The sequence below is a fragment of the Scandinavium sp. genome, from assembly GCF_036271055.1.
GTDB lineage: Bacteria > Pseudomonadota > Gammaproteobacteria > Enterobacterales > Enterobacteriaceae > Scandinavium.
Map to the genome: position 1 here is coordinate 88,998 of NZ_DATBBJ010000059.1, position 22,216 is coordinate 111,213.

At 52.2% G+C, this 22,216-nt stretch carries 17 protein-coding genes; 4 read left to right on the forward strand and 13 right to left on the reverse strand.

The window, feature by feature from the left end; all coding sequences use genetic code 11:
- Positions 1-103: 103 nt before the first annotated feature.
- The 6 genes from ihfB to VH187_RS08485 form a co-directional block, all read right to left on the reverse strand.
- Complete coding sequence (ihfB, locus tag VH187_RS08460; RefSeq protein ID WP_329701016.1) at positions 104-388, reverse strand: integration host factor subunit beta; 285 nt, start codon at positions 386-388, stop codon at positions 104-106.
- 129 nt (positions 389-517) lie between these two features.
- Entirely contained in the window at positions 518-2,191 is a 1,674-nt protein-coding gene (rpsA, locus tag VH187_RS08465; RefSeq protein WP_329701017.1) for a 30S ribosomal protein S1, read from the reverse strand.
- Positions 2,192-2,317: 126 nt separating this feature from the next.
- Positions 2,318-3,001 carry a (d)CMP kinase gene (gene cmk, locus VH187_RS08470; protein ID WP_329701018.1) on the reverse strand — a complete coding sequence of 228 codons (684 nt, stop codon included), beginning with the start codon at positions 2,999-3,001 and terminating at the stop codon, positions 2,318-2,320.
- A 184-nt stretch (positions 3,002-3,185) separates the two neighbouring features.
- Positions 3,186-4,469, reverse strand: a complete 1,284-nt coding sequence (gene aroA / locus VH187_RS08475) for a 3-phosphoshikimate 1-carboxyvinyltransferase (RefSeq protein WP_329701019.1) — start codon at positions 4,467-4,469, stop codon at positions 3,186-3,188.
- A 68-nt stretch (positions 4,470-4,537) separates the two neighbouring features.
- Positions 4,538-5,626 (reverse strand): 3-phosphoserine/phosphohydroxythreonine transaminase, encoded by a 1,089-nt coding sequence (gene serC, locus VH187_RS08480; protein ID WP_329701020.1) that lies wholly within the window; start codon positions 5,624-5,626, stop codon positions 4,538-4,540.
- Positions 5,627-5,804: 178 nt separating this feature from the next.
- Positions 5,805-6,497, reverse strand: coding sequence for a DUF421 domain-containing protein (locus VH187_RS08485; protein ID WP_329701021.1), 693 nt, complete (start codon positions 6,495-6,497; stop codon positions 5,805-5,807).
- A gap of 137 nt (positions 6,498-6,634) precedes the next feature.
- Between VH187_RS08485 and ycaO the strand changes: the two genes are divergently transcribed.
- From ycaO to pflA, 4 genes are all read left to right on the forward strand, one after another.
- Positions 6,635-8,401 (forward strand): 30S ribosomal protein S12 methylthiotransferase accessory factor YcaO, encoded by a 1,767-nt coding sequence (gene ycaO, locus VH187_RS08490; protein ID WP_329701022.1) that lies wholly within the window; start codon positions 6,635-6,637, stop codon positions 8,399-8,401.
- Positions 8,402-8,798: 397 nt separating this feature from the next.
- Positions 8,799-9,656, forward strand: coding sequence for a formate transporter FocA (gene focA, locus VH187_RS08495; RefSeq protein ID WP_329701023.1), 858 nt, complete (start codon positions 8,799-8,801; stop codon positions 9,654-9,656).
- 51 nt (positions 9,657-9,707) lie between these two features.
- Positions 9,708-11,990 carry a formate C-acetyltransferase gene (gene pflB / locus VH187_RS08500; protein WP_329701024.1) on the forward strand — a complete coding sequence of 761 codons (2,283 nt, stop codon included), beginning with the start codon at positions 9,708-9,710 and terminating at the stop codon, positions 11,988-11,990.
- Between the two features lie 204 nt (positions 11,991-12,194).
- Positions 12,195-12,935 (forward strand): pyruvate formate lyase 1-activating protein, encoded by a 741-nt coding sequence (gene pflA / locus VH187_RS08505; RefSeq protein WP_329701025.1) that lies wholly within the window; start codon positions 12,195-12,197, stop codon positions 12,933-12,935.
- 27 nt (positions 12,936-12,962) lie between these two features.
- Here the strand turns inward: pflA and VH187_RS08510 are convergent, their stop codons facing one another.
- The 7 genes from VH187_RS08510 to rarA all read right to left on the reverse strand — a co-directional run bounded on the left by VH187_RS08510 (position 12,963) and on the right by rarA (position 22,212).
- Positions 12,963-13,835: a LysR family transcriptional regulator gene (locus VH187_RS08510; protein ID WP_329701026.1), complete on the reverse strand. Its 873-nt coding sequence runs from the start codon at positions 13,833-13,835 to the stop codon at positions 12,963-12,965.
- An 85-nt stretch (positions 13,836-13,920) separates the two neighbouring features.
- Complete coding sequence (locus tag VH187_RS08515; RefSeq protein ID WP_329701027.1) at positions 13,921-15,069, reverse strand: MFS transporter; 1,149 nt, start codon at positions 15,067-15,069, stop codon at positions 13,921-13,923.
- 275 nt (positions 15,070-15,344) lie between these two features.
- Entirely contained in the window at positions 15,345-16,208 is an 864-nt protein-coding gene (locus VH187_RS08520) for a dimethyl sulfoxide reductase anchor subunit family protein (RefSeq protein ID WP_329701028.1), read from the reverse strand.
- 1 nt (position 16,209) lies between these two features.
- Positions 16,210-16,827, reverse strand: a complete 618-nt coding sequence (locus tag VH187_RS08525; protein ID WP_329701029.1) for a DMSO/selenate family reductase complex B subunit — start codon at positions 16,825-16,827, stop codon at positions 16,210-16,212.
- A 10-nt stretch (positions 16,828-16,837) separates the two neighbouring features.
- Positions 16,838-19,282 carry a dimethylsulfoxide reductase subunit A gene (dmsA, locus tag VH187_RS08530; protein ID WP_329701030.1) on the reverse strand — a complete coding sequence of 815 codons (2,445 nt, stop codon included), beginning with the start codon at positions 19,280-19,282 and terminating at the stop codon, positions 16,838-16,840.
- A 202-nt stretch (positions 19,283-19,484) separates the two neighbouring features.
- Positions 19,485-20,777, reverse strand: coding sequence for a serine--tRNA ligase (serS, locus tag VH187_RS08535; protein ID WP_329701031.1), 1,293 nt, complete (start codon positions 20,775-20,777; stop codon positions 19,485-19,487).
- 91 nt (positions 20,778-20,868) lie between these two features.
- Entirely contained in the window at positions 20,869-22,212 is a 1,344-nt protein-coding gene (gene rarA, locus VH187_RS08540) for a replication-associated recombination protein RarA (RefSeq protein WP_329701032.1), read from the reverse strand.
- Positions 22,213-22,216: the final 4 nt, after the last annotated feature.

Below are 22,216 nucleotides of genomic sequence, written 5' to 3' on the forward strand. Positions count from 1 at the left end.
AGAAATAGCCGGTGAAATGATTTCGCATCGCGGAGGGCAAAAACGAAAAAAGCACCCGTAGGTGCTTTTCTCACGTTCAAGTTAGCGGGAGACCCGCAGTAACTCACTCGTAAATATTGGCGCGATCGCGCAATTCTTTACCCGGCTTAAAGTGTGGAACGTATTTACCTTCCAGCTCAACTTTATCGCCTGTTTTCGGGTTGCGCCCAACGCGTGGGGCACGGTAATGCAAAGAGAAGCTGCCGAAACCGCGGATTTCAATGCGCTCGCCTTGGGCTAGCGTAGAGGCCATATGCTCCAGCATCTCTTTCACAGCATCTTCAACCGCTTTCGCAGGGACGTGAGATTGCTGGCTTGCAAGTCTTTCAATGAGCTCTGACTTGGTCATGATTCCTCCGGTTTCCTTTCAGGAAAGTATTAGCTGACAACTTAAACAAGGGCGGCCGTAGCCGCCCTTTGTTGTTGATTACAGGACGAATCCTGCAATCTGTCAAGTTACTCGTAAAGAGTAACCTGATTACTCGCCTTTAGCTGCTTTGAAAGCTTCAGCCATTGCGCTAGAGAAGTTGCTTTCTTCCTGTTTGTTATTAACAGTCGCGATAGCATCTTTCTCATCAGCTTCGTCTTTAGCACGAACAGACAGGCTGATTGCACGGTTCTTACGGTCAACACCGGTGAATTTAGCTTCAACGTCGTCGCCTACGTTCAGAACCAGAGTGGCATCTTCAACGCGGTCACGTGATGCTTCAGAAGCACGCAGGTAACCTTCAACGCCGTCGGCCAGTTCTACGGTTGCGCCTTTAGCGTCAACTGCAGTGACTTTACCGTTAACGATAGCGCCTTTCTTGTTCACAGCAACCCAGTTGTTGAACGGATCTTCAGCCAGCTGTTTCACGCCCAGGGAGATGCGCTCACGCTCTGCGTCAACCTGCAGAACGACTGCAGCGATTTCGTCGCCTTTCTTGTATTCACGTACTGCTTCTTCGCCTGCAACGTTCCAGGAGATGTCAGACAGGTGAACCAGGCCGTCGATGCCGCCGTCCAGACCGATGAAGATACCAAAGTCAGTGATAGACTTGATTTTACCGTCAACGCGGTCGCCCTTGTTGTGGGTTTCTGCGAACTGCTGCCATGGGTTGTTTTTGCACTGCTTCAGACCCAGGGAGATACGACGACGTTCTTCGTCGATGTCCAGAACCATAACTTCCACTACGTCACCAACGTTAACAACTTTGGATGGGTGGATGTTTTTGTTGGTCCAGTCCATTTCGGAAACGTGTACCAGGCCTTCAACGCCTTCTTCGATTTCAACGAAGCAGCCGTAGTCAGTCAGGTTGGTTACACGACCGGTCAGTTTGGTACCTTCCGGGTAACGCTTAGCGATAGCTACCCATGGATCTTCGCCCAGCTGCTTCAGACCCAGAGAAACACGGGTACGCTCGCGGTCGAACTTCAGCACTTTAACAGTGATTTCGTCGCCAACGTTCACGATTTCGCTTGGGTGTTTAACGCGTTTCCACGCCATGTCAGTGATGTGCAGCAGGCCGTCTACGCCGCCCAGATCAACGAATGCACCGTAGTCAGTGAGGTTCTTAACGATACCTTTAACTTCCATGCCTTCCTGGAGGTTTTCGAGCAGCTGATCGCGTTCTGCGCTGTTTTCAGATTCGATAACAGCACGACGGGAAACAACAACGTTGTTACGCTTCTGGTCCAGCTTGATAACTTTGAACTCAAGCTCTTTGCCTTCCAGGTGCAGCGTATCGCGAACTGGACGCACGTCTACCAGTGAACCTGGCAGGAACGCACGAATACCGTTCAGCTCAACAGTGAAGCCACCTTTAACTTTGCCGTTGATAACACCAACAACAGTTTCAGCGTCTTCGTATGCTTTTTCCAGCGTGATCCAAGCTTCGTGACGCTTAGCTTTCTCACGGGACAGCAGGGTTTCACCGAAGCCGTCTTCTACTGCGTCCAGCGCAACGTCAACTTCGTCACCGACCTGGATTTCCAGCTCGCCCTGTGCGTTTTTGAACTGCTCTGCCGGAATGGCGGATTCAGATTTCAGACCGGCGTCAACCAGTACGATATCTTTATCGATAGCAACAACAACACCACGAACGATGGAACCCGGACGGGTTTCGATTGTTTTTAAGGATTCTTCAAATAGTTGAGCAAAAGATTCAGTCATGTTTAATCTTCGAAGTTAGATTTAACGTCCACCTGACACCATGTCGGATGGGGTTGTTTAACATACCCACTCACAATCCATTGCAGCGGGGGTACTACAAATTCTGAGGCTCACCTGTCTTTTTAATCAGACAGCAGCCAGTTTTTGGCGCGCGTATTGTAGCGCTTTTTCAATCACTTGCTCAATGCTTAATCGTGTTGAATCCAACACTAAAGCATCAGCAGCCGGAACTAACGGGGCCACCGCACGGTTGCGATCGCGGTCGTCACGTTCCTTTATCTCGACCAAAAGGCGTTCAAAGTTAACACTAAAGCCCTTTTCCTGCAACTGTAGCATGCGGCGTTGAGCACGTTCTTCCGCGGAGGCGTCAAGGAAAATTTTGACCGGTGCATCAGTGAAAACGACAGTGCCCATGTCACGGCCATCAGCAATCAGCCCAGGAGCTTCGCGGAAGGCACGCTGGCGGCGCAGTAGCGCTTCACGCACACGGGGGAATGCAGCGACCTGAGAGGCGGTGTTCGCCACATCCTGAGTTCGAATTTCGCCGCTAACGTCTTCACCTTCCAGGATAACTTCAAGGTTGCCATCGGTGGACACGAAACGCACGTCAAGGTGTGCCGCCAACGGCACCAACGCCTCTTCTGAGGTCACGTCAACGTGATGATGTAATGCCGCCAGAGCCAGCACGCGATAGATCGCACCTGAATCCAACAGATGCCATTGCAATGCTTCCGCCATTGCTTTGCACAAGGTGCCTTTACCCGCACCGCTTGGCCCATCAATGGTGATTACCGGGGCAATTGCCGTCATCGTTCTCTCCTTCATTCAAGGCGTCAGTTACATAAACGCCGCGCATTATACGCGCCATTGCCAGTAACCGTTACTGTTGCGTGCAAATTACAGATTGTTTGAAGGTGAGTGTAGAAGAAATGTACAGAGGTAACGTCAGGAAGCGTAATTCTGCGCTACGTCTGCAAACGTAGCGCAAGAGGCATTATGCGAGGGTGCTGATGCGCGCCAATTGTTCGAAATAGTCCGGGAAGGTTTTCGCGGTACATTTCGGATCAAGAATAGTGACCGGCGTGTCGGACAAAGCCACCAGCGAGAAACACATCGCCATGCGGTGATCGTTATACGTGCCGATTTCCGCGAAGCTCAACTGCGCAGGCGGCGTTACGCGAATGTAATCTTCGCCCTCTTCCACTTCTGCACCGACTTTACGCAGCTCAGTCGCCATCGCGAACAAGCGGTCGGTTTCTTTCACGCGCCAGTTGTAGATGTTACGCAACGTCGTGGTGCCTTTGGCAAACAGCGCGGCGGTGGCGATGGTCATCGCGGCGTCAGGAATATGGTTCATGTCCATATCGATAGCATTCAGTTCACCGTGCGTGCAGGCAATAAAGTCATCGCCCCAGGTCACGGTTGCGCCCATTTTTTCCAGTACGTCGGCAAAACGAATATCGCCCTGTACGCTGTTGCGACCGATACCGGTCACTTTCACCGTGCCGCCTTTGATCGCGCCCGCCGCAAGGAAATAAGACGCAGAAGACGCATCGCCTTCCACCAGATAAGCACCCGGTGACTGATAATGCTGCCCACCTTTCACGACGAAACGCTGGTAGTTCTGGTTATCCACGCTCACACCGAACGTGTTCATCAGGTGCAGTGTGATGTCGATATACGGTTTCGACACCAAATCGCCCTTGATGGTGATAAGGGTATCCTGCGGAGCCAGCGGTGCCGTCATCAACAGCGCCGTCAGAAACTGGCTGGAGACGCTGCCGTCGACCGCCACTTCACCGCCGGTAAAGCCCCCTTTCAGGCGCAGCGGCGGATAGTTTTCCTGCTCCAGATAATCAATCTGCGCCCCGCCCTGACGCAATGCGTCAACCAGATGACCTATCGGACGCTCTTTCATGCGCGGCTCGCCGGTCAGCACGATATCATTGCCACCAAGGCACAGCGCCGCCGCCAGTGGACGCATCGCCGTTCCGGCATTGCCGAGGAACAGTTCCAGCGAGGCATCCGCGTTCAGCGGGCCGCCGTTGCCAACCACTTCACAACGCGTACGATCAGCGGAAAGGGTGTACTGAACGCCTAACGCGGTCAGGGCATTGAGCATATGGCGCACATCGTCGCTGTCGAGCAAATTGGTCAGTACAGTGGTGCCTCGGCCCAAAGCCGCCAGTAACAAGGCGCGATTTGAAACACTTTTAGATCCGGGTAAATTGATGGTGCCGTCTACGCGCGCGATGGGTTGTAACGTCAGGGATTCCATGAAACTCAACTCTCAAAAGCAGAAAATAAAAACCCCGCAGGCACGCTGCGGGGATGAAAACGTAGATCTTAACCGTGGCGGCGTTCGAACTCTTTCATAAAGTCGGTCAGCACCTGTACGCCAGCCAACGGCATAGCGTTGTAAATAGACGCGCGCATACCGCCGACCACACGGTGGCCTTTCAGCGCATGCAAACCTGCAGCGAAGGATTCTTCGAGGAACAGTTTGTCCAGTGCGCTATCCGCCAACTGGAATGGCACGTTCATGCGTGAACGGTTAGCCGCCGCCACGTCATTGCGGTAGAAATCGCTTTTGTCGATGGTGCCATACAGCAAGTCGGCTTTCTGCTGGTTGATACGATCCATTACCGCCACGCCGCCCTGCTCTTTCAGCCATTTAAAGACCAGTCCGGCCAGATACCAGGCGAAGGTCGGCGGGGTATTGAACATTGAATCATTGTCGTTGAGCACGGTGTAATCGAGAATCGACGGGCAGGCTGTATGGGCTTTACCCAGCAGATCTTCACGCACGATAACCAGCGTCAGGCCAGCCGGACCGATATTTTTCTGTGAGCCAGCATAAATCACGCCGAAACGGTTGACATCAATTGGGCTCGACAAAATCGTTGAGGAATAATCCGCCGCAACCACCACGTCTTTACCGAAGTCTGGCATTTCATCAATGGCGATGCCGTCGATGGTTTCATTCGGGCAATAGTGCAGATAGGCCGCGTTGTCCGAGAGTTGCCAGTCGCGCATCGGTTTAACCGCGCGCAGACCGTCAACGGTGGTTTTAGCGTCGATAACGTTTGGCGTGCAATATTTGTTGGCTTCTTTCACCGCACTTGCGGCCCAATAGCCCGCGTCAACGTAGTCTGCAGTGGTTTTGTTGCCCAGCAGGTTCAGCGGAACACCCGCAAACTGACCGCGACCACCGCCGTGGCAAAACAGCACTTTATAGTTGGAAGGAATATTGAGCAGGTCACGGAAATCTTTTTCTGCTTCTTCAGCCACCTGGATGAACTCTTTGCCGCGATGGCTGATTTCCATCACTGAAGTACCCAGCCCCTGCCAGTCACACAGTTCCTGTTGGGCCAGTTTGAGCACATCTGCCGGAAGCATTGCCGGACCTGAACTAAAATTAAAGACCTGAGTCATTTCCCCTCACCACGCTATACAAGTTATCTGCCCGCAGGCATAAGTGTTTCCTGTGGCTATCGGTTTTACCATTCAGTGACACAGGCCGCAATGGCTAAAACTTGTGAGCAGGAAAATGCAATGAAGCTCACACAACAGAATCTGCCAGCTTGACGACACAATACCGACATTTTGCCTGTCAGGTCACGCGTTTTGCCCGGCTGGCTTTCGCCCATTCAGGATTGCCGCAGCGTTCACATAATTGCTTATCACCGGCTCGCAGTTGAAAAATCGCGCTGCATTGTGTGCAGGCGTATTCGTTCTCTTCCGGCATGACCGTGAAGCGCTCTACGCACTTACCCGGCAGGATCGGCAGGCCCGGTTTGACCTCATCATCACTGAAGTAATAGACGCTAATTTGCCCGTTGGTTTCCATAATGGCCCGTTTGATTTGCCCCAGATGTTCAATGCCACTCAGGCGCAATTCCATGAAGAACTCAAATTCAGTCATGTTTTCGGCAGCCAGCTTCTCCCACGCCAGTTCGCCATCGGCCACTACAATCACCGGTTTTCCTTCGAGCAAATCCCCCAGCTTTTCGCTGTGCGACATGAGCCACATTACCAGCCGGTAAAGTAAGCCAAGCGTGACAAAGACCACCATTACCGGTAGCAGTGGCACGTCATCGTAAAACGCCACGTCCCCCGCAGCCGATCCTAACGTCAAAATGATCAGCACCTCAAACAGCGACATCTGCCGCACGCCGCGACGACCGGTTATTTTGAGAAAGATAAACACCAGCACGAAGGTATATACACTGCGCAGCGCCACTTCCCAGAGAAAATCGACAGGCACTTTATCGAGCGCCATGCGATGCAGATCAAAAGCTTGCATTTTGTATGCCTTTACAGAGAGTTAATGATTCTAAGCGTAGCTGAGGCTTTTATTTTCGCCGCCTGCGCCGGGACGATAGCGCCTGACACGCAAAACCCGTATGATTGCGCGCTTTCCGTACGATAAAAGTGACCGCCATGACTCAAACATTTATTCCCGGCAAAGACGCCGCTCTGGAAGACTCCATCGCCCGCTTCCAGCAAAAATTAACGGACCTTGGATTCAACATCGAAGAAGCGTCCTGGCTGAACCCGGTGCCTAACGTCTGGTCTGTACACATTCGCGACAAAGAGTGCGCGCTGTGTTTCACCAACGGTAAAGGAGCCACGAAGAAGGCGGCGCTGGCGTCAGCGCTAGGCGAATATTTTGAGCGTCTGTCCACCAACTATTTCTTTGCGGATTTCTGGCTGGGTGAAACCATCGCCAATGGCCCATTCGTTCATTATCCGAATGAAAAATGGTTCTCGCTGACCGAAGATGATGAAGTACCAGAAGGCATCCTCGATGAACACCTGCGCGCGTTTTACGATCCGGACGATCAACTGACCGCCAGCCTGCTGGTCGATCTGCAATCAGGCAATGACGATCGCGGCGTGTGTGGTTTGCCGTTCACTCGTCAGTCTGACCAGAAAACCATTTACATCCCGATGAACATCGTTGGCAACCTGTATGTTTCTAACGGCATGTCTGCCGGGAACACCCGCAACGAAGCGCGTGTTCAGGGCCTGTCCGAAGTGTTCGAACGTCATATCAAAAACCGCATCATCGCCGAAAGCATCAGCCTGCCGGAAATCCCAACGGACGTGCTGGCTCGCTACCCGAGCGTGGTGGAATCTATCGCTAAACTCGAAGCGGAAGGTTTCCCGATCTTTGCTTATGACGGTTCACTGGGCGGCAAATATCCGGTTATCTGCGTGGTGCTGTTTAACCCGGCGAACGGAACCTGTTTCGCGTCCTTCGGCGCACACCCTGATTTCGGCGTCGCGCTTGAGCGAACTGTCACCGAACTGCTGCAGGGTCGTGGTCTGAAAGATCTCGACGTGTTTACCCCGCCAACATTTGATGACGAAGAAGTGGGCGAGCATGCCAACCTCGAAACGCATTTCATCGATTCCAGCGGTTTGATCTCCTGGGATATGTTCAAACAGGATGCAGATTATCCGTTTGTGGACTGGAACTTCTCCGGAACCACTGATGAAGAATTTGCCACGCTGATGGCGATTTTCCAGGCAGAAAATAAAGAAGTTTATATTGCCGATTATGAACACCTGAGTGTTTATGCTTGCCGAATCATCGTCCCGGGCATGTCTGATATTTATCCAGCCGAGGACTTGTGGCTGGCAAATAACAACATGGGCAGCCATCTGCGTGAAACGATTCTTTCCCTGCCAAACAGCGAGTGGGAAAAAGAAGATTATCTGGCGTTGATCGAGCAGATGGATGATGAAGGCCTGGACGACTTCACTCGCGTGCGCGAACTGTTGGGCATGGCAACCGGCAAAGATAACGGCTGGTACACTCTGCGCATCGGCGAATTGAAAGCAATGCTGGCGCTGGCCGGTGGCGACCTTGAGCAGGCACTGATCTGGACTGAATGGACCATGGAGTTCAATGCTTCCATCTTCACGGCGGAACGTGCTAACTACTACCGTTGCCTGCAAACGCTGTTGCTGTTGTCGCAGGAAGAAGAACGTGAGCCGCTTCAGTATCTGAACGCCTTCGTGCGCATGTACGGTGCAGATGCAGTGGAAGCGGCCAGCGCGGCCTTGTGCGGCGAAGAAGCTTTCTATGGACTTCAGCCCGTTGATAGCGATCTCGTGGCTTTCCCGGCGCATCAGTCGCTGTTGAAAGCCTACGAGAAGTTGCAGCGCGCAAAAGCCAGTTTCTGGACCGCTCAGCCGTAAAACCACAAATAACTTATGGCGAAATTATTCGCCTGCGCTATATTACGGGGCCTCGGAAGGGGCCCTTTTTTTATTCTTTTTGCCCCTTCGTTTATTTGTAATGATTAAGTTAATCATGCGTAAACACTATTATTAGTAGCTTACCAATGATGTTAATTTTAATGCATATTACTCCATTTTAATTAACTGTTAAAAAGGAGGTGACTGAAAAAATTCAACTCAAATTGCAAATTTTAAAATTTATTTTTATTTTGATAATCAGAAAGTTACGCCGCGATCGTTGAAAAACCATGCGTTCTGCGGGCCTATAAGCCAGGCGAGATATGATCTATATCAATTTCTCTTCTATAATGCTTTGTTAGTATCTCGTCGCCGACTTAATAAAGAGAGAGTTAGTGTGAAAGCTGACAACCCTTTTGATCTTTTACTCCCAGCTGAGATGGCCAAAGTGGCCGAAGAAGCGGGTGTCTATAAAGCAACGAAACAACCGCTCACCACTTTTTTCCTGGCGATTACTGCGGGTGTCTTCATCTCCATTGCCTTCGTCTTCTACATTACGTCCACGACTGGCACTGCGGGAATGCCGTTTGGTATTGCCAAACTTATTGGCGGTATCTGCTTCTCACTGGGACTTATCCTATGTGTGATTTGCGGTGCAGACCTCTTCACCTCTACGGTGCTTATCGTTGTCGCTAAAGCGAGCGGTAAAATCACCTGGGGTCAGCTAGCGAAGAACTGGTGCAACGTCTATGTTGGTAACCTGATTGGTGCTCTGCTGTTTGTCCTGTTAATGTGGTTATCTGGCGAATATATGACCGCCAACGGGGGTTGGGGGCTTAACGTCTTACAAACCGCAGACCACAAAATGCATCATACTTTTATCGAGGCCGTGTGCCTGGGTATCCTGGCAAACCTGATGGTGTGTCTGGCGGTGTGGATGAGCTATTCCGGCCGCAGCCTGATGGATAAAGCAATGATTATGGTTCTGCCCGTAGCGATGTTTGTCGCCAGCGGCTTTGAACACAGCATCGCGAACATGTTTATGATTCCGATGGGTATCGTCATTCGCCACTTTGCCAGCCCGGAATTCTGGACCGCTAACGGTTCAGCCCCGGAAAATTTCTCTCACTTGACTGTCATGAACTTCATCACAGATAACCTGATCCCGGTGACAATCGGCAACATTATCGGTGGTGGTCTGTTAGTCGGGTTGACGTACTGGGTCATTTACCTGCGTGGCAACGACCAGCACTAAAGGTTGTTTCAGGCAGTAAATAAAAAATCCACATAAGAAGGTAGGTGTTACATGTCCGATCTCAATGAAAAATTAGCCACAGCCTGGGAAGGTTTTGCCAAAGGTGACTGGCAGAAAGAAGTCAACGTCCGTGACTTCATCCAGAAAAACTACACCCCATATGAAGGTGATGAATCCTTCCTGGCTGGCGCGACTGATGCGACCACTGCCCTGTGGGATAACGTAATGGAAGGCGTTAAACTGGAAAACCGCACTCACGCGCCAGTTGATTTCGACACCTCTGTTGCCTCAACCATCACTTCTCATGACGCTGGCTACATCAACAAAGCCCTTGAGAAAATCGTTGGTCTGCAAACTGAAAAGCCTCTGAAACGTGCGATTATCCCGTTCGGCGGCATTAAAATGGTTGAAGGTTCTTGCAAAGCGTACGATCGCGAACTGGACCCGATGCTGAAAAAAATCTTCAGCGAATATCGCAAAACCCACAACCAGGGTGTTTTCGATGTTTACACTAAAGACATTCTGAACTGCCGTAAATCCGGTGTTCTGACTGGTCTGCCAGACGCTTACGGCCGTGGCCGTATCATCGGTGACTACCGTCGCGTTGCGCTGTACGGCATCGACTTCCTGATGAAAGACAAATACGCTCAGTTTGTTTCCCTGCAGTCTGACCTTGAAAACGGCGTAAATCTGGAAGCGACTATTCGCCTGCGTGAAGAAATTTCCGAGCAGTACCGTGCTCTGGGTCAGATCAAAGAAATGGCAGCAAAATACGGCTGCGATATCTCTGGACCTGCGACCAACGCACAGGAAGCAATTCAGTGGACCTACTTCGGCTACCTGGCCGCTGTTAAGTCTCAGAACGGTGCAGCAATGTCCTTCGGTCGCGTATCCACCTTCCTGGATGCTTACATCGAACGTGATCTGAAAGCAGGCAAAATCAGTGAAAACGACGCTCAGGAAATGATTGACCACCTGGTCATGAAACTGCGTATGGTTCGCTTCCTGCGTACCCCAGAATATGATGAACTGTTCTCTGGTGATCCGATTTGGGCAACTGAATCTATCGCAGGTATGGGCGTTGACGGCCGTACTCTGGTAACCAAAAGCAGCTTCCGTTTCCTGAACACCCTGTACACCATGGGGCCGTCTCCGGAGCCGAACATCACCGTTCTGTGGTCTGAAAAACTGCCACTGAACTTCAAGAAATATGCGGCTAAAGTCTCCATCGATACCTCTTCTCTGCAGTACGAGAATGATGATCTGATGCGTCCTGACTTCAACAACGATGACTACGCGATTGCTTGCTGCGTAAGCCCAATGGTTGTTGGTAAGCAAATGCAGTTCTTCGGCGCGCGTGCAAACCTCGCGAAAACCATGCTTTACGCAATCAATGGCGGCGTGGACGAAAAACTGAAAATCCAGGTCGGTCCGAAATCTGAGCCTATCAAAGGCGACGTTCTGAAGTTCGACGAAGTGATGGATCGTATGGATCACTTCATGGATTGGCTGGCTAAGCAGTATGTCACCGCGCTGAACGTGATTCACTACATGCACGACAAGTACAGCTACGAAGCTTCTCTGATGGCTCTGCACGACCGTGACGTGGTTCGCACCATGGCATGTGGTATCGCAGGTCTGTCCGTTGCCGCTGACTCCCTGTCTGCTATCAAATACGCGAAAGTTAAACCGGTTCGTGACGAAGACGGCCTGGCTATCGACTTCGAAATCGAAGGCGAATACCCGCAGTTTGGTAACAACGACTCTCGTGTAGATGACATGGCGGTTGACCTGGTAGAACGTTTCATGAAGAAAATTCAGAAACTCACTACCTACCGTGATGCAATCCCGACTCAGTCTGTTCTGACCATCACCTCTAACGTGGTTTATGGTAAGAAAACGGGTAACACCCCAGATGGTCGTCGCGCTGGCGCACCATTCGGTCCAGGTGCTAACCCAATGCACGGTCGTGACCAGAAAGGTGCTGTTGCCTCTCTGACATCCGTTGCTAAACTGCCGTTTGCTTACGCTAAAGATGGTATCTCCTACACCTTCTCTATCGTGCCAAACGCGCTGGGTAAAGACGACGAAGTGCGTAAAACCAACCTGGCGGGTCTGATGGATGGTTACTTCCATCACGAAGCGTCCATCGAAGGTGGTCAACACCTGAACGTGAACGTTATGAACCGTGAAATGCTGCTTGATGCGATGGAAAACCCGGAAAAATATCCGCAGCTGACCATCCGCGTTTCAGGTTATGCAGTACGTTTTAACTCCCTGACTAAAGAACAGCAGCAGGACGTTATCACCCGTACCTTCACTCAGACCATGTAATTCGGTTTTGACTGAAAACACGCCGTAAAAAGCGTACAATAAAGGCTCCACACTAGTGGGGCCTTTTTAATAACTCCTCTCCTGCCCCAGCCTGCTTTGCCAGCCATCTATACTATGGATATCTGTCAAAACAGACTTAACACAGCCGGTTTGAGCTGTGCATACACTGGCCCCGGATGGGTCATATATGGAGAAAACACCGCAATGTCAGTAATTGGTCGCATTCACTCCTTTGAATCCTGTGGCACCGTTGATGGCCCGGGTATCCGCTTTATCACCTTCTTCCAGGGCTGTCTGATGCGCTGCCTGTACTGCCATAACCGCGATACCTGGGATACTCACGGCGGCAATGAAATTACGGTTGAAGAACTTATGAAAGAAGTGGTGACCTATCGCCACTTTATGAATGCGTCCGGCGGCGGCGTAACAGCGTCCGGCGGTGAAGCCATTCTGCAAGCCGAATTCGTTCGCGACTGGTTCCGCGCCTGTCGTAAAGAAGGTATTCACACCTGTCTTGACACCAACGGCTTTGTCCGTCGTTACGATCCGGTTATCGATGAATTGCTGGAAGTGACAGACCTGGTCATGCTTGACCTCAAACAAATGAACGACGAAATCCACCAGAATCTGGTGGGCGTGTCGAACCACCGTACGCTGGAGTTTTGTCGCTATCTGGCGAATAAAAACATTAACGTCTGGATCCGTTACGTTGTCGTTCCGGGTTGGTCTGATGATGACGACTCTGCGCATCGTCTGGGCGAATTTACCCGCGATATGGGTAATGTCGAGAAAATCGAGCTCCTGCCCTACCACGAGCTGGGCAAGCACAAATGGGTGGCGATGGGCGAAGAGTACAAGCTGGATGGCGTACATCCACCGAAGAAAGAAACGATGGAACGCGTCAAGGGCATCCTTGAACAGTACGGTCACAAAGTCATGTATTAAGCCTGACAGCCTCTTCGGAGGCTGTTTTTACATTCCCTCTTCCGTAACCGAAAGGATTTGCGCCAACATAGGGCCACTGATTACGCCAGGCTTCCAGAGTGCCACCAGCGGATGGGTTAATCCCTTTGCGCCCATCTCGGTGTCTATTCGTTTGACACCTTCCAGTCTTTCTACAGAAAAATGTTCCGGTAGAAATGCCCAGCCGCAGCCACTTTGCAACAGACCTTCCAACAGTGTGATTTCATTGACATGAATCAGCCTGTCAGCGATGCGTATCCGCCCTGCCAGCGAAGGCGGCAAGTCGCGAAAAGGCATCAGCTGTGGCTGTGACGCCAAATGAAGCAGCGAAACAGGCTGGTTGGGGAAATAGTCCTCCCGCGCATAAACCGCCAATGAAACACTCCCCACCGCTCGCCAGTGCAGATGGTCGTTCACGGAGCGATTCACAGCCTGAAACAGACCAAGATCGACACTGCCTTCATCGAGCCATTGTTCGGCCTGAATGCGTTCACAGGCAATCATATCCAGTTGAATATGTTGCGCCTGCAATTGTTCCGCTAATCGCAACAACAGCGCGCGCGGGGTGAACAGGTCATAGCACAACGTCAGGTGAGTTTCGATTCTGTCGGGGATTTGTTTGGCGATGCGAGAAAAGGCTTCCGCCTCATGCAAAAACAGCCTGGCCTGCCGATAGAGGAGTTGACCCTGGGGCGTCTGGGTGAGCGGTCGCGTTGAGCGATCGAACAGTGCATAGCCGAGATCTACTTCCAGATAATCCAGCAGTTCACTCACGGTCGTGCGATCTTTTTTCAGCTTTTTAGCCGCCTGAGTCAGCGTGCCGGTTTCGCACACACAGGCGAAGGCTTCAATCTGGGCTAGCGTAAAACGCAACAACTCCATCGGGTGTCCTTCCTTCGCAAAGAAGCAAACACCTTACCGGAGTGCAACCAAAGAAAAAAGCCTGTCGAATGACAGGCTTTGGCAATCAGGCATGCGCCACAGGCGTCGGATGATGTCCGGCTTTGCGCAGCAGCATCAACAAGTAGATAAATGACACACTGGCAATCATCACGAACAACACGTTGTCGGAATAGTTCTGCATTAGCATCGAGGTAAATGTCGGCCCTAGCAGACTGCCAATGGTGTAGCTCAGCAACAGCGCCTGATTCATTGCCACCAGCTGATGATGTTCAACTTTCTCACAGGCCCAGGCCATGGCAACCGGGTAAAGCGTAAAGCCCGCAGCGCCGAGAATAAACAACGTTGGCGCCATTGCCGCGCCGCTCAGCATCGCCAGACAACCGAGAATCACCACGAACACCTGCACACGTAACACCAGCAGGCGACCATAGCGATCGGCCAGACGACCAATCGGCCATTGACCGAGGATCCCGGCACTGACCATGACCGCCATCCAGAAACCAATTCCGGCATCGCTAACGCCCTGGTGATTCAGGAACAGCGGCATCAACCCATACAGGGAACCCAGTACGATGCCGGAGATAATACAGCCATTAACACCCAGACGCGCGTGGCGCAGTTTCAGCATCGGCCAGACCTGCGTTGGCGCATGTTCTTCATGAGAGTGGTTTACGATACGCGTGAACAGTAACGGCAAGATCGCCGCTAATACCATGCCCGTCACCCAAGGCAGCACGCTCATCAGGTCGGTTGGGAATTTGCTGACCATCAGTTGGCCCAATACCGTACCGATGTAATACACCATCATATACGCTGCCAGCAGTCGGCCTCGATTCCGGGAGGTGCCGCTGGACATCAACGCACTTTCGACGACGACCCAGATCATCGCGCAGCCTACGCCCGCCAGGAATCGCCAGCTTAGCCAACTCCAGAAGCCCACATTGACGCCTAAGCCTACGCAGCCCAGCGCAAAGATTAACGACGCAAGATAATAGCTGCGGTTGAAACCGAGGCGCTTAATCAGCCGCCCACACAGCAGCGTTCCTACCAGATTACCGGTGAAATAGGACGAGCTCACCATGCCAACCTGCCAGGTCGGTAAGTGTTCATGGGCGAGCCAAAGCGGGACGAGCGTGTTTAACACAGCGATCGCCAGCGTCAGCAAAAGTAAGCCACAGAGCAGAAGAAGCACTGGGCGGGAATACGTGGACATGGATAAAAACCGTGAGGAAGTTCAGAATTCGAGCGCATCATGCCACCACCATTGGCAAAGTCAATTGCCTACAGGCCAGAGCTGGCGCGGTTTTCAGAGTAACAATAGAAGTTTTTTATCCAGCGGAACAGCAATGGAATTTATAATTAAATTATTCCATTGTTTTTATTAGCTAATCGGGAAAAATGCGACTTAGTTTCAGTTGAAAAATTTCATGGACGAGTAGCATTATTTGTTACGCCGGACCGTTGCAGTCCGGCGCATTCAATACTTATTTAGCTGGCAATCGCCATGCCTACCGTCATATGCAGACCGTAGAACACACCGCGACCAATCAGCTCACCGACAAAGACCAGCACGAAAGCCAGGCTCAGCAATGGGATCGCAGGCTGACGCCCCTTCAGCTGTGGAGCAACCCAGCACACCAGCGCCAGCGCGAGGGCAACCAGACGCCAGGCCATCAGCGAACCATACTCTGGCACCAGCGAGGAAGCCTGCTGGATGGAACTATGGATCGTCGCCAGTTCACTGCCCTGCATCACCACCACAATCGCGCTAACCAACAGCGCCAGCAGTGAAACGACAGGCAGTAAACGCATTGCCCAGCCCTCTACGCCAGCCACACGCAGGAGCAGATAACCGAGCAATGGTCCGCCGATAAACATCGTCAGGAAGAAGCTCATCGGCGTCCAGACGCTATACCAGGTCGGTACGGTGTCGATGGTGTTATAGACGCGCACCATCATCCAGACAAAGACTACGCCCAGCACCATCGTCAACACCAGCCATAACGTACGCAGCGCCTGTGGCAGTTTGTTGATGACGGCCAGCAGCCAGCCGATACCGCCGACGGCGAAGAACACCGAACCGCTGGCAATTTCGTTACTTAACGAAGAAGCCCCGATGCGGTTCAGGGAGTTAAACGCACGCAGCGGCGAGCCGAGGTGCAGGATAGACGCGATAAAGCCCAGCCCCATCAGCACCCACAGAACAAACATGCTCAGTACAACAAGGCGCTGCTGCTCGCGGGAGAGCGCCCCTTTCATCAACGCCAGCGCCAGAACGATAAAGCCACCAGCCACACACTGCCCGAGGACCGTGAAGATCATCAACGGCCATTCATGCCATCCACTTCCCATCTTAAACCTCCTTCGGGTTTGCCAGATAGCCGGTGGTGTCACCTGTCGGACGGCTGTTGGCGTTAGGTTTGATAACAATGCTCGGTTTAGTGAAGTGCGCAGACGGCAGCGGCGCAACAGACGCCAGTTGACCATGTGTTTTACGCAATTCTTCAATCGGACCGAAGTCCAGCGCGCGCAGCGGGCACGACTCAACGCAAACCGGCTTTTTGCCGTCGGCAACGCGTTCATGGCAGCCGTCGCATTTGGTCATATGACCTTTCGCTTCGTTATACTGCGGCGCACCGTATGGGCAAGCCATATGGCAATAACGGCAGCCGATACAGACATCTTCGTTGACTACCACAAAACCGTCTTCACGCTTGTGCATCGCACCGCTCGGACACACTTTGGTACAAGCCGGATCTTCGCAATGGTTACAGGCGATAGACAGGTAGTAGGCAAACACGTTCTGATTCCAGGTCCCGTTGTCTTCCTGCCAGTCGCCACCGGCATATTCATAGATGCGACGGAAGCTAACGTCCGGGGTTAAATCTTTGTAATCTTTACAAGCCAGTTCGCAGGTTTTGCAACCGGTGCAACGACTGGAATCAATAAAAAATCCATACTGAGTGGTCATCGGTTACTCCTTACGCTTTAACGACCTGAACGAGGTTGGTGTGCGACGGGTTGCCCTTCGCCAACGGCGACGGACGTTGAGTGGTCAGAACGTTAATACAACCCGCCTGATCGACACCCTTCTCATCCGGCGCATACCATGCACCCTCACCCAATGCCACAACACCCGGCATCATACGCGGCGTCACTTTGGCTTCGATGTGTATCTCGCCACGACCGTTGAAAATCTTCACTCGGTCACCATTGGCTATGCCACGCTTTTTCGCATCCATCGGGTTCATCCACATTTCCTGACGGCAAGCCGCTTTCAGGACATCAACGTTGCCGTAAGTGGAGTGGCAACGCGCTTTGTAGTGGAAACCGGTCAACTGAAGCGGATAATCTTTGGTCAGCGGATCGTCATAGTTTTCGAAACCAGCGGCATAAATCGGCAGTGGATCGATAACATCACCTTCCGTCAGCTGCCAGGAAGCCGCGATTTCAGCCAATTGCGCCGAATAGATTTCGATTTTGCCTGACGGTGTCGTCAGTGGATTTGCGGCCGGGTTTTCGCGGAATTCCTTGTAGGCCACATGATGACCTTCCGGATCGCGCTGTTTGAAGATGCCTGCTTTGCGGAACTCATCAAATGACGGCAGTCCTGGGATCGCCTTACGTGATTGTTCATACAGATGACGCATCCACTCTTCCTGACTGCGACCTTCGGTGAACTTCTGCTCTACACCCATGCGTTTTGCCAGTTGGGTGGTCATCTCATAGATGGTTTTGCATTCGAAACGAGGCTTAATCACCTGATCGGCGAAGATGACATAGGACATGTTGCCGCAGGAAGCATCCAGCGCGAAGTCCATCTGTTCAGACGCAGTACAGTCTGGCAGCAGGATATCGGCATACTTCGCTGAAGAGGTCATATGGCAATCGACCACCACAATCAGCTCACACTTCTTGTCATCCTGGAGGATGTCGTGGGTGCGGTTGATGTCGGAGTGCTGGTTGATGATGCAGTTCCCGGCATAGTTCCAGATCATTTTGATCGGCACATCGAGTTTATCTTTGCCGCGTACGCCATCGCGTTTCGCGGTCATTTCCGGGCCGCGCTCGATCGCATCGGTCCACATGAACATCGAAATGCTGGTTTCAACCGGGTTATCAAACGTCGGCATACGTTCAAATGGCAGATCGTACGAGCCTTCACGTGCGCCAGAGTTGCCGCCGTTGATGCCCACGTTGCCGGTCAGAATCGACAGCATGGAAATAGCGCGGGTCGCAATTTCGCCATTCGCATGACGCTGCGGACCCCAGCCCTGGCTGATAAACGCCGGTTTCGCCATCGCGATTTCACGCGCAAGCTGGACAATACGTTCAGCTGGAATACCGGTGATAGATGCTGCCCACTGCGGCGTTTTTGCCGTGCCGTCTTTGCCCTGGCCGAGGATATAAGCCTTATAGTGGCCGTTAGCAGGTGCACTCGCTGGCAGCGTTTTCTCGTCGTAACCGACGCAGTATTTGTCGAGGAATGGCTGATCAACCAGATTTTCGCTGATCATCACCCACGCCAGGCCAGCAACCAATGCGCCATCCGTACCTGGACGAATTGGGATCCACTCATCTTCGCGACCTGCACCGGTATCGGTGTAGCGCGGATCGACAATGATCAGACGTGCGTTAGATTTCTGCCGCGCCTGTTCGAGGTAATAGGTTACCCCGCCACCGCTCATGCGAGTTTCGCCCGGGTTGTTCCCGAACAGAACCACCAGTTGGCTGTTTTCGATATCAGACGGGCTGTTGCCGTCGGCCCAACCGCCGTAGGTGTAGTTCAGACCTTCGGCAATCTGTGCGGAAGAGTAATCGCCGTAGTGGTTCAGATAACCACCGCAGCAGTTCATCAGACGTGCGATAAGGGTTTTTCCCGGTGGCCATGAACGGGTCATTGTGCCACCCAGCGTACCAGTACCGTAATTCAGGTAGATAGATTCGTTGCCGTAATCTTTGATCAAGCGCTGCATGTTGTTGGCGATAGTGTCATACGCCTCTTCCCAGCTAATGCGCTCGAATTTCCCTTCGCCACGTTTACCCACGCGTTTCATTGGGTATTTCAGACGGTCCGGATTATAAACACGGCGGCGCATTGAACGTCCGCGCAGACATGCGCGCACTTGATGCAGGCCATCGTAGTTGTCGTCGCCGGTATTATCGGTTTCAACATATTTGATTTCGCCGTCAACCACATGCATACGCAATGGGCAGCGGCTACCGCAGTTGACCGTACAGGCACTCCATACGACGTTGCCAGCAACGCCTACGGGCGCAATGGCCTCTGCCGCGTTGGCAATACGGGTAAACGGTAATGTGAATGCGTTACTGGCGATGGCCAGACCGCCAATCGCCGAGGTTTTCATCAAACCACGACGGCTGACTTCCGCAGCCAACAAGGCATCGGGGGCTTTAATTTTCATGGATACTCACTTCATTGCTCGTTGAAATGACCCTACCGTTATATAGTTATGTATACAACGAAATCAGTCTTTTTTAGAGTTTTATGCTGCTTATAATTCGAAGGGAGTATCTACGCTTTCGACTGAAGGGTTATTGTTCAGTATCAATCCAGGTATAAAAAAAGCGCCCTTAGGCGCTTTTTCAGAAAGATAGGGGGTTGAGTTAGCCGATAAACTCAAGGCCTTTCATGTAAGGACGCAGGACTTCAGGCACTTCGATACGACCGTCAGCCTGCTGATAGTTCTCCAGCACCGCAACCAGCGTACGCCCTACAGCCAGACCAGAACCATTCAGGGTGTGAACGAGACGGGTTTTCTTATCTGACTTATTGCGGCAGCGAGCCTGTAAACGACGCGCCTGGAAATCCCACATGTTTGAACAAGAAGAGATTTCACGGTACGTGTCTTGCGCGGGCAACCAGACTTCGAGATCGTAGGTTTTAGCCGAACCGAAACCGATATCGCCACTGCACAACAGCACTTTGCGGTAAGGAAGACCCAGCAACTGCAGGACTTTCTCAGCATGGCCCGTCAGTTCTTCCAGTGCATTCATTGAATCTTCTGGACGAACGATTTGCACCATTTCGACTTTATCAAACTGATGCTGGCGGATCAGACCACGAGTATCACGACCATACGAACCTGCTTCTGAGCGGAAACAAGGCGTGTGCGCGGTCATTTTGATCGGCAACTCATCTTCGTCGATGATCTCGTCACGCACCAGGTTAGTCAGTGGCACTTCTGCGGTTGGGATCAGCGCGTAGTTACTGCTGTCTGCTTCTTCATCCAGCGGGCGCGTATGGAACAAATCGCCGCCAAATTTCGGTAACTGACCTGTGCCAAACAGGGTTTCATGGTTAACCAGATACGGGACGTAGTTTTCAACGTAGCCATGCTGTTCGGTGTGCAGGTCAAGCATGAACTGGCTCAGGGCACGATGTAAACGTGCGATTTGCCCTTGCATCACCACAAAACGAGAACCGGTCAATTTAACCGCCGACGCAAAATCCAGGCCTTTCGCCATTTCGCCTAAAGTGACGTGATCGCGTACTTCGAATTCGAATTTACGCGGTTCGCCCCAGCGGCTGATTTCAACGTTTTCGCTGTCGTCTTTACCCATCGGCACACAATCGTCCGGGATGTTAGGCAGAGTCAACGCGATGTCGCGGATCTCAACCAGCAAAGCATCAAGCTCTGCTTTCGCGGCATCCAGCTCTTCACCCAGCTTGTTGACTTCCAGGCGTAATGGCTCGATGTCTTCCCCGCGCGCTTTCGCCTGTCCAATGGATTTCGATCGCGAGTTGCGCTCTGCCTGCAGATTTTCAGTGTTGACCTGCAGAACTTTACGACGTTCTTCAAGAGCGCGTAATTTATCTACATCCAGCTTGAAGCCTCGGCGTGCCAGTTTTTCTGCGACTGCGTCTGGCTCGGTACGCAGCAGATTGGGATCGAGCATGCTTATCCTGTGCTTATCGAATGAAAATGGGAAAATGACCGCAGCCTGCGGTCATTAGATATTTAGCGATAACCTTACCGCAACGCCCTGTTTAGCGGTAGCGTTTTATGGGGCTATTTTGATCCTGTCCGGTAAGCCAGGCGAGCTTTTCACCAATCTTGCTTTCCATACCGCGAGAAGAAGGCTGGTAATACCGTGTTTGCGACATTTCTTGCGGGAAATAGACTTCGCCCGCTGCATAGGCATTAGGTTCGTCATGTGCGTAACGGTATTCCTGACCGTAGCCCATTTCTTTCATCAGTTTGGTTGGTGCATTACGTAAATGGACCGGCACGTCGTAATCCGGACGTTCACGCGCATCCGCCATCGCCGCCTTGAATGCGGTATAGACAGCGTTGCTTTTCGGGGCACAGGCCAGATAGACAATCGCCTGCGCAATCGCTCTTTCGCCTTCCGCCGGACCCACACGCGTAAAACAATCCCATGCAGAAAGCGCCACCTGCATCGCGCGGGGATCGGCATTACCGACATCTTCCGAGGCTATCGCCAGACAGCGGCGAGCGACGTACAGCGGGTCACCGCCAGCGGTAATGATACGTGCGTACCAGTAAAGCGCCGCATCCGGCGAACTGCCACGGACTGACTTGTGAAGCGCTGAGATCAAATCGTAGAAACGATCGCCTTTGTTATCAAAACGCGCACTGCGCTCGCCGGCAATTTCGGTCAACAACTCAGGCTTTAATACACGCTTGCCGGAAGCATCGAGCTCAGCCATATCCGCCATCATTTCCAGCGTATTCAGCGCACGACGGGCATCTCCGTTGACCAGTTCGGCTATCGCTTTGCGCGTCTCGTCGGGTAAAACAATATCCTGGCCGCCGTAACCCCTGGCGCTGTCAGTCATCGCCTGAGTTAAGACCTGTTCGATATCTTCAACCGTCAGCGATTTCAGCAAATAGACACGGGCACGAGAAAGCAGCGCCGAGTTGAGTTCAAAAGAGGGGTTTTCAGTCGTTGCGCCGATAAAGAAAATAGTGCCGTCTTCAATGTGCGGCAGGAAGGCATCCTGCTGACTTTTATTGAAGCGATGAACTTCATCGACGAACAGGATGGTACGACGCCCGGCGTTGCGATTCTGCCGAGCGCGTTCAATGGCTTCACGAATTTCTTTCACACCCGATGTGACAGCGGAAATGCGCTCCACATCGGCGTTCGCATAGCGAGCAATGACTTCAGCCAGCGTCGTTTTCCCGGTCCCCGGCGGCCCCCACAGGATCATTGAATGCAAATGTCCTGCTTCAATGGCCCGTGGCAGTGGTTTGCCGGTAGCCAGCAAATGCTGCTGGCCGATGTACTGCGCTAAATTTTCTGGCCGCATACGGGCGGCCAGAGGTTGAAACGCATTATCGGAAAAATCGAGCGACAGATTGCTCACGCAT

Bases quoted from the DNA above. Each gene is read 5' to 3' on its own strand.
- VH187_RS08510 (WP_329701026.1), bottom strand. From the start codon at position 13,835: ATGGAGTTGTTGCGTTTTACGCTAGCCCAGATTGAAGCCTTCGCCTGT.
- VH187_RS08525 (WP_329701029.1), bottom strand. From the start codon at position 16,827: ATGACCACTCAGTATGGATTTTTTATTGATTCCAGTCGTTGCACCGGT.
- aroA (WP_329701019.1), bottom strand. From the start codon at position 4,469: ATGGAATCCCTGACGTTACAACCCATCGCGCGCGTAGACGGCACCATC.
- VH187_RS08515 (WP_329701027.1), bottom strand. From the start codon at position 15,069: ATGTCCACGTATTCCCGCCCAGTGCTTCTTCTGCTCTGTGGCTTACTT.
- dmsA (WP_329701030.1), bottom strand. From the start codon at position 19,282: ATGAAAATTAAAGCCCCCGATGCCTTGTTGGCTGCGGAAGTCAGCCGT.
- rpsA (WP_329701017.1), bottom strand. From the start codon at position 2,191: ATGACTGAATCTTTTGCTCAACTATTTGAAGAATCCTTAAAAACAATC.
- pflA (WP_329701025.1), top strand. From the start codon at position 12,195: ATGTCAGTAATTGGTCGCATTCACTCCTTTGAATCCTGTGGCACCGTT.
- VH187_RS08485 (WP_329701021.1), bottom strand. From the start codon at position 6,497: ATGCAAGCTTTTGATCTGCATCGCATGGCGCTCGATAAAGTGCCTGTC.
- cmk (WP_329701018.1), bottom strand. From the start codon at position 3,001: ATGACGGCAATTGCCCCGGTAATCACCATTGATGGGCCAAGCGGTGCG.
- ihfB (WP_329701016.1), bottom strand. From the start codon at position 388: ATGACCAAGTCAGAGCTCATTGAAAGACTTGCAAGCCAGCAATCTCAC.
- serC (WP_329701020.1), bottom strand. From the start codon at position 5,626: ATGACTCAGGTCTTTAATTTTAGTTCAGGTCCGGCAATGCTTCCGGCA.
- ycaO (WP_329701022.1), top strand. From the start codon at position 6,635: ATGACTCAAACATTTATTCCCGGCAAAGACGCCGCTCTGGAAGACTCC.
- serS (WP_329701031.1), bottom strand. From the start codon at position 20,777: ATGCTCGATCCCAATCTGCTGCGTACCGAGCCAGACGCAGTCGCAGAA.
- VH187_RS08520 (WP_329701028.1), bottom strand. From the start codon at position 16,208: ATGGGAAGTGGATGGCATGAATGGCCGTTGATGATCTTCACGGTCCTC.
- pflB (WP_329701024.1), top strand. From the start codon at position 9,708: ATGTCCGATCTCAATGAAAAATTAGCCACAGCCTGGGAAGGTTTTGCC.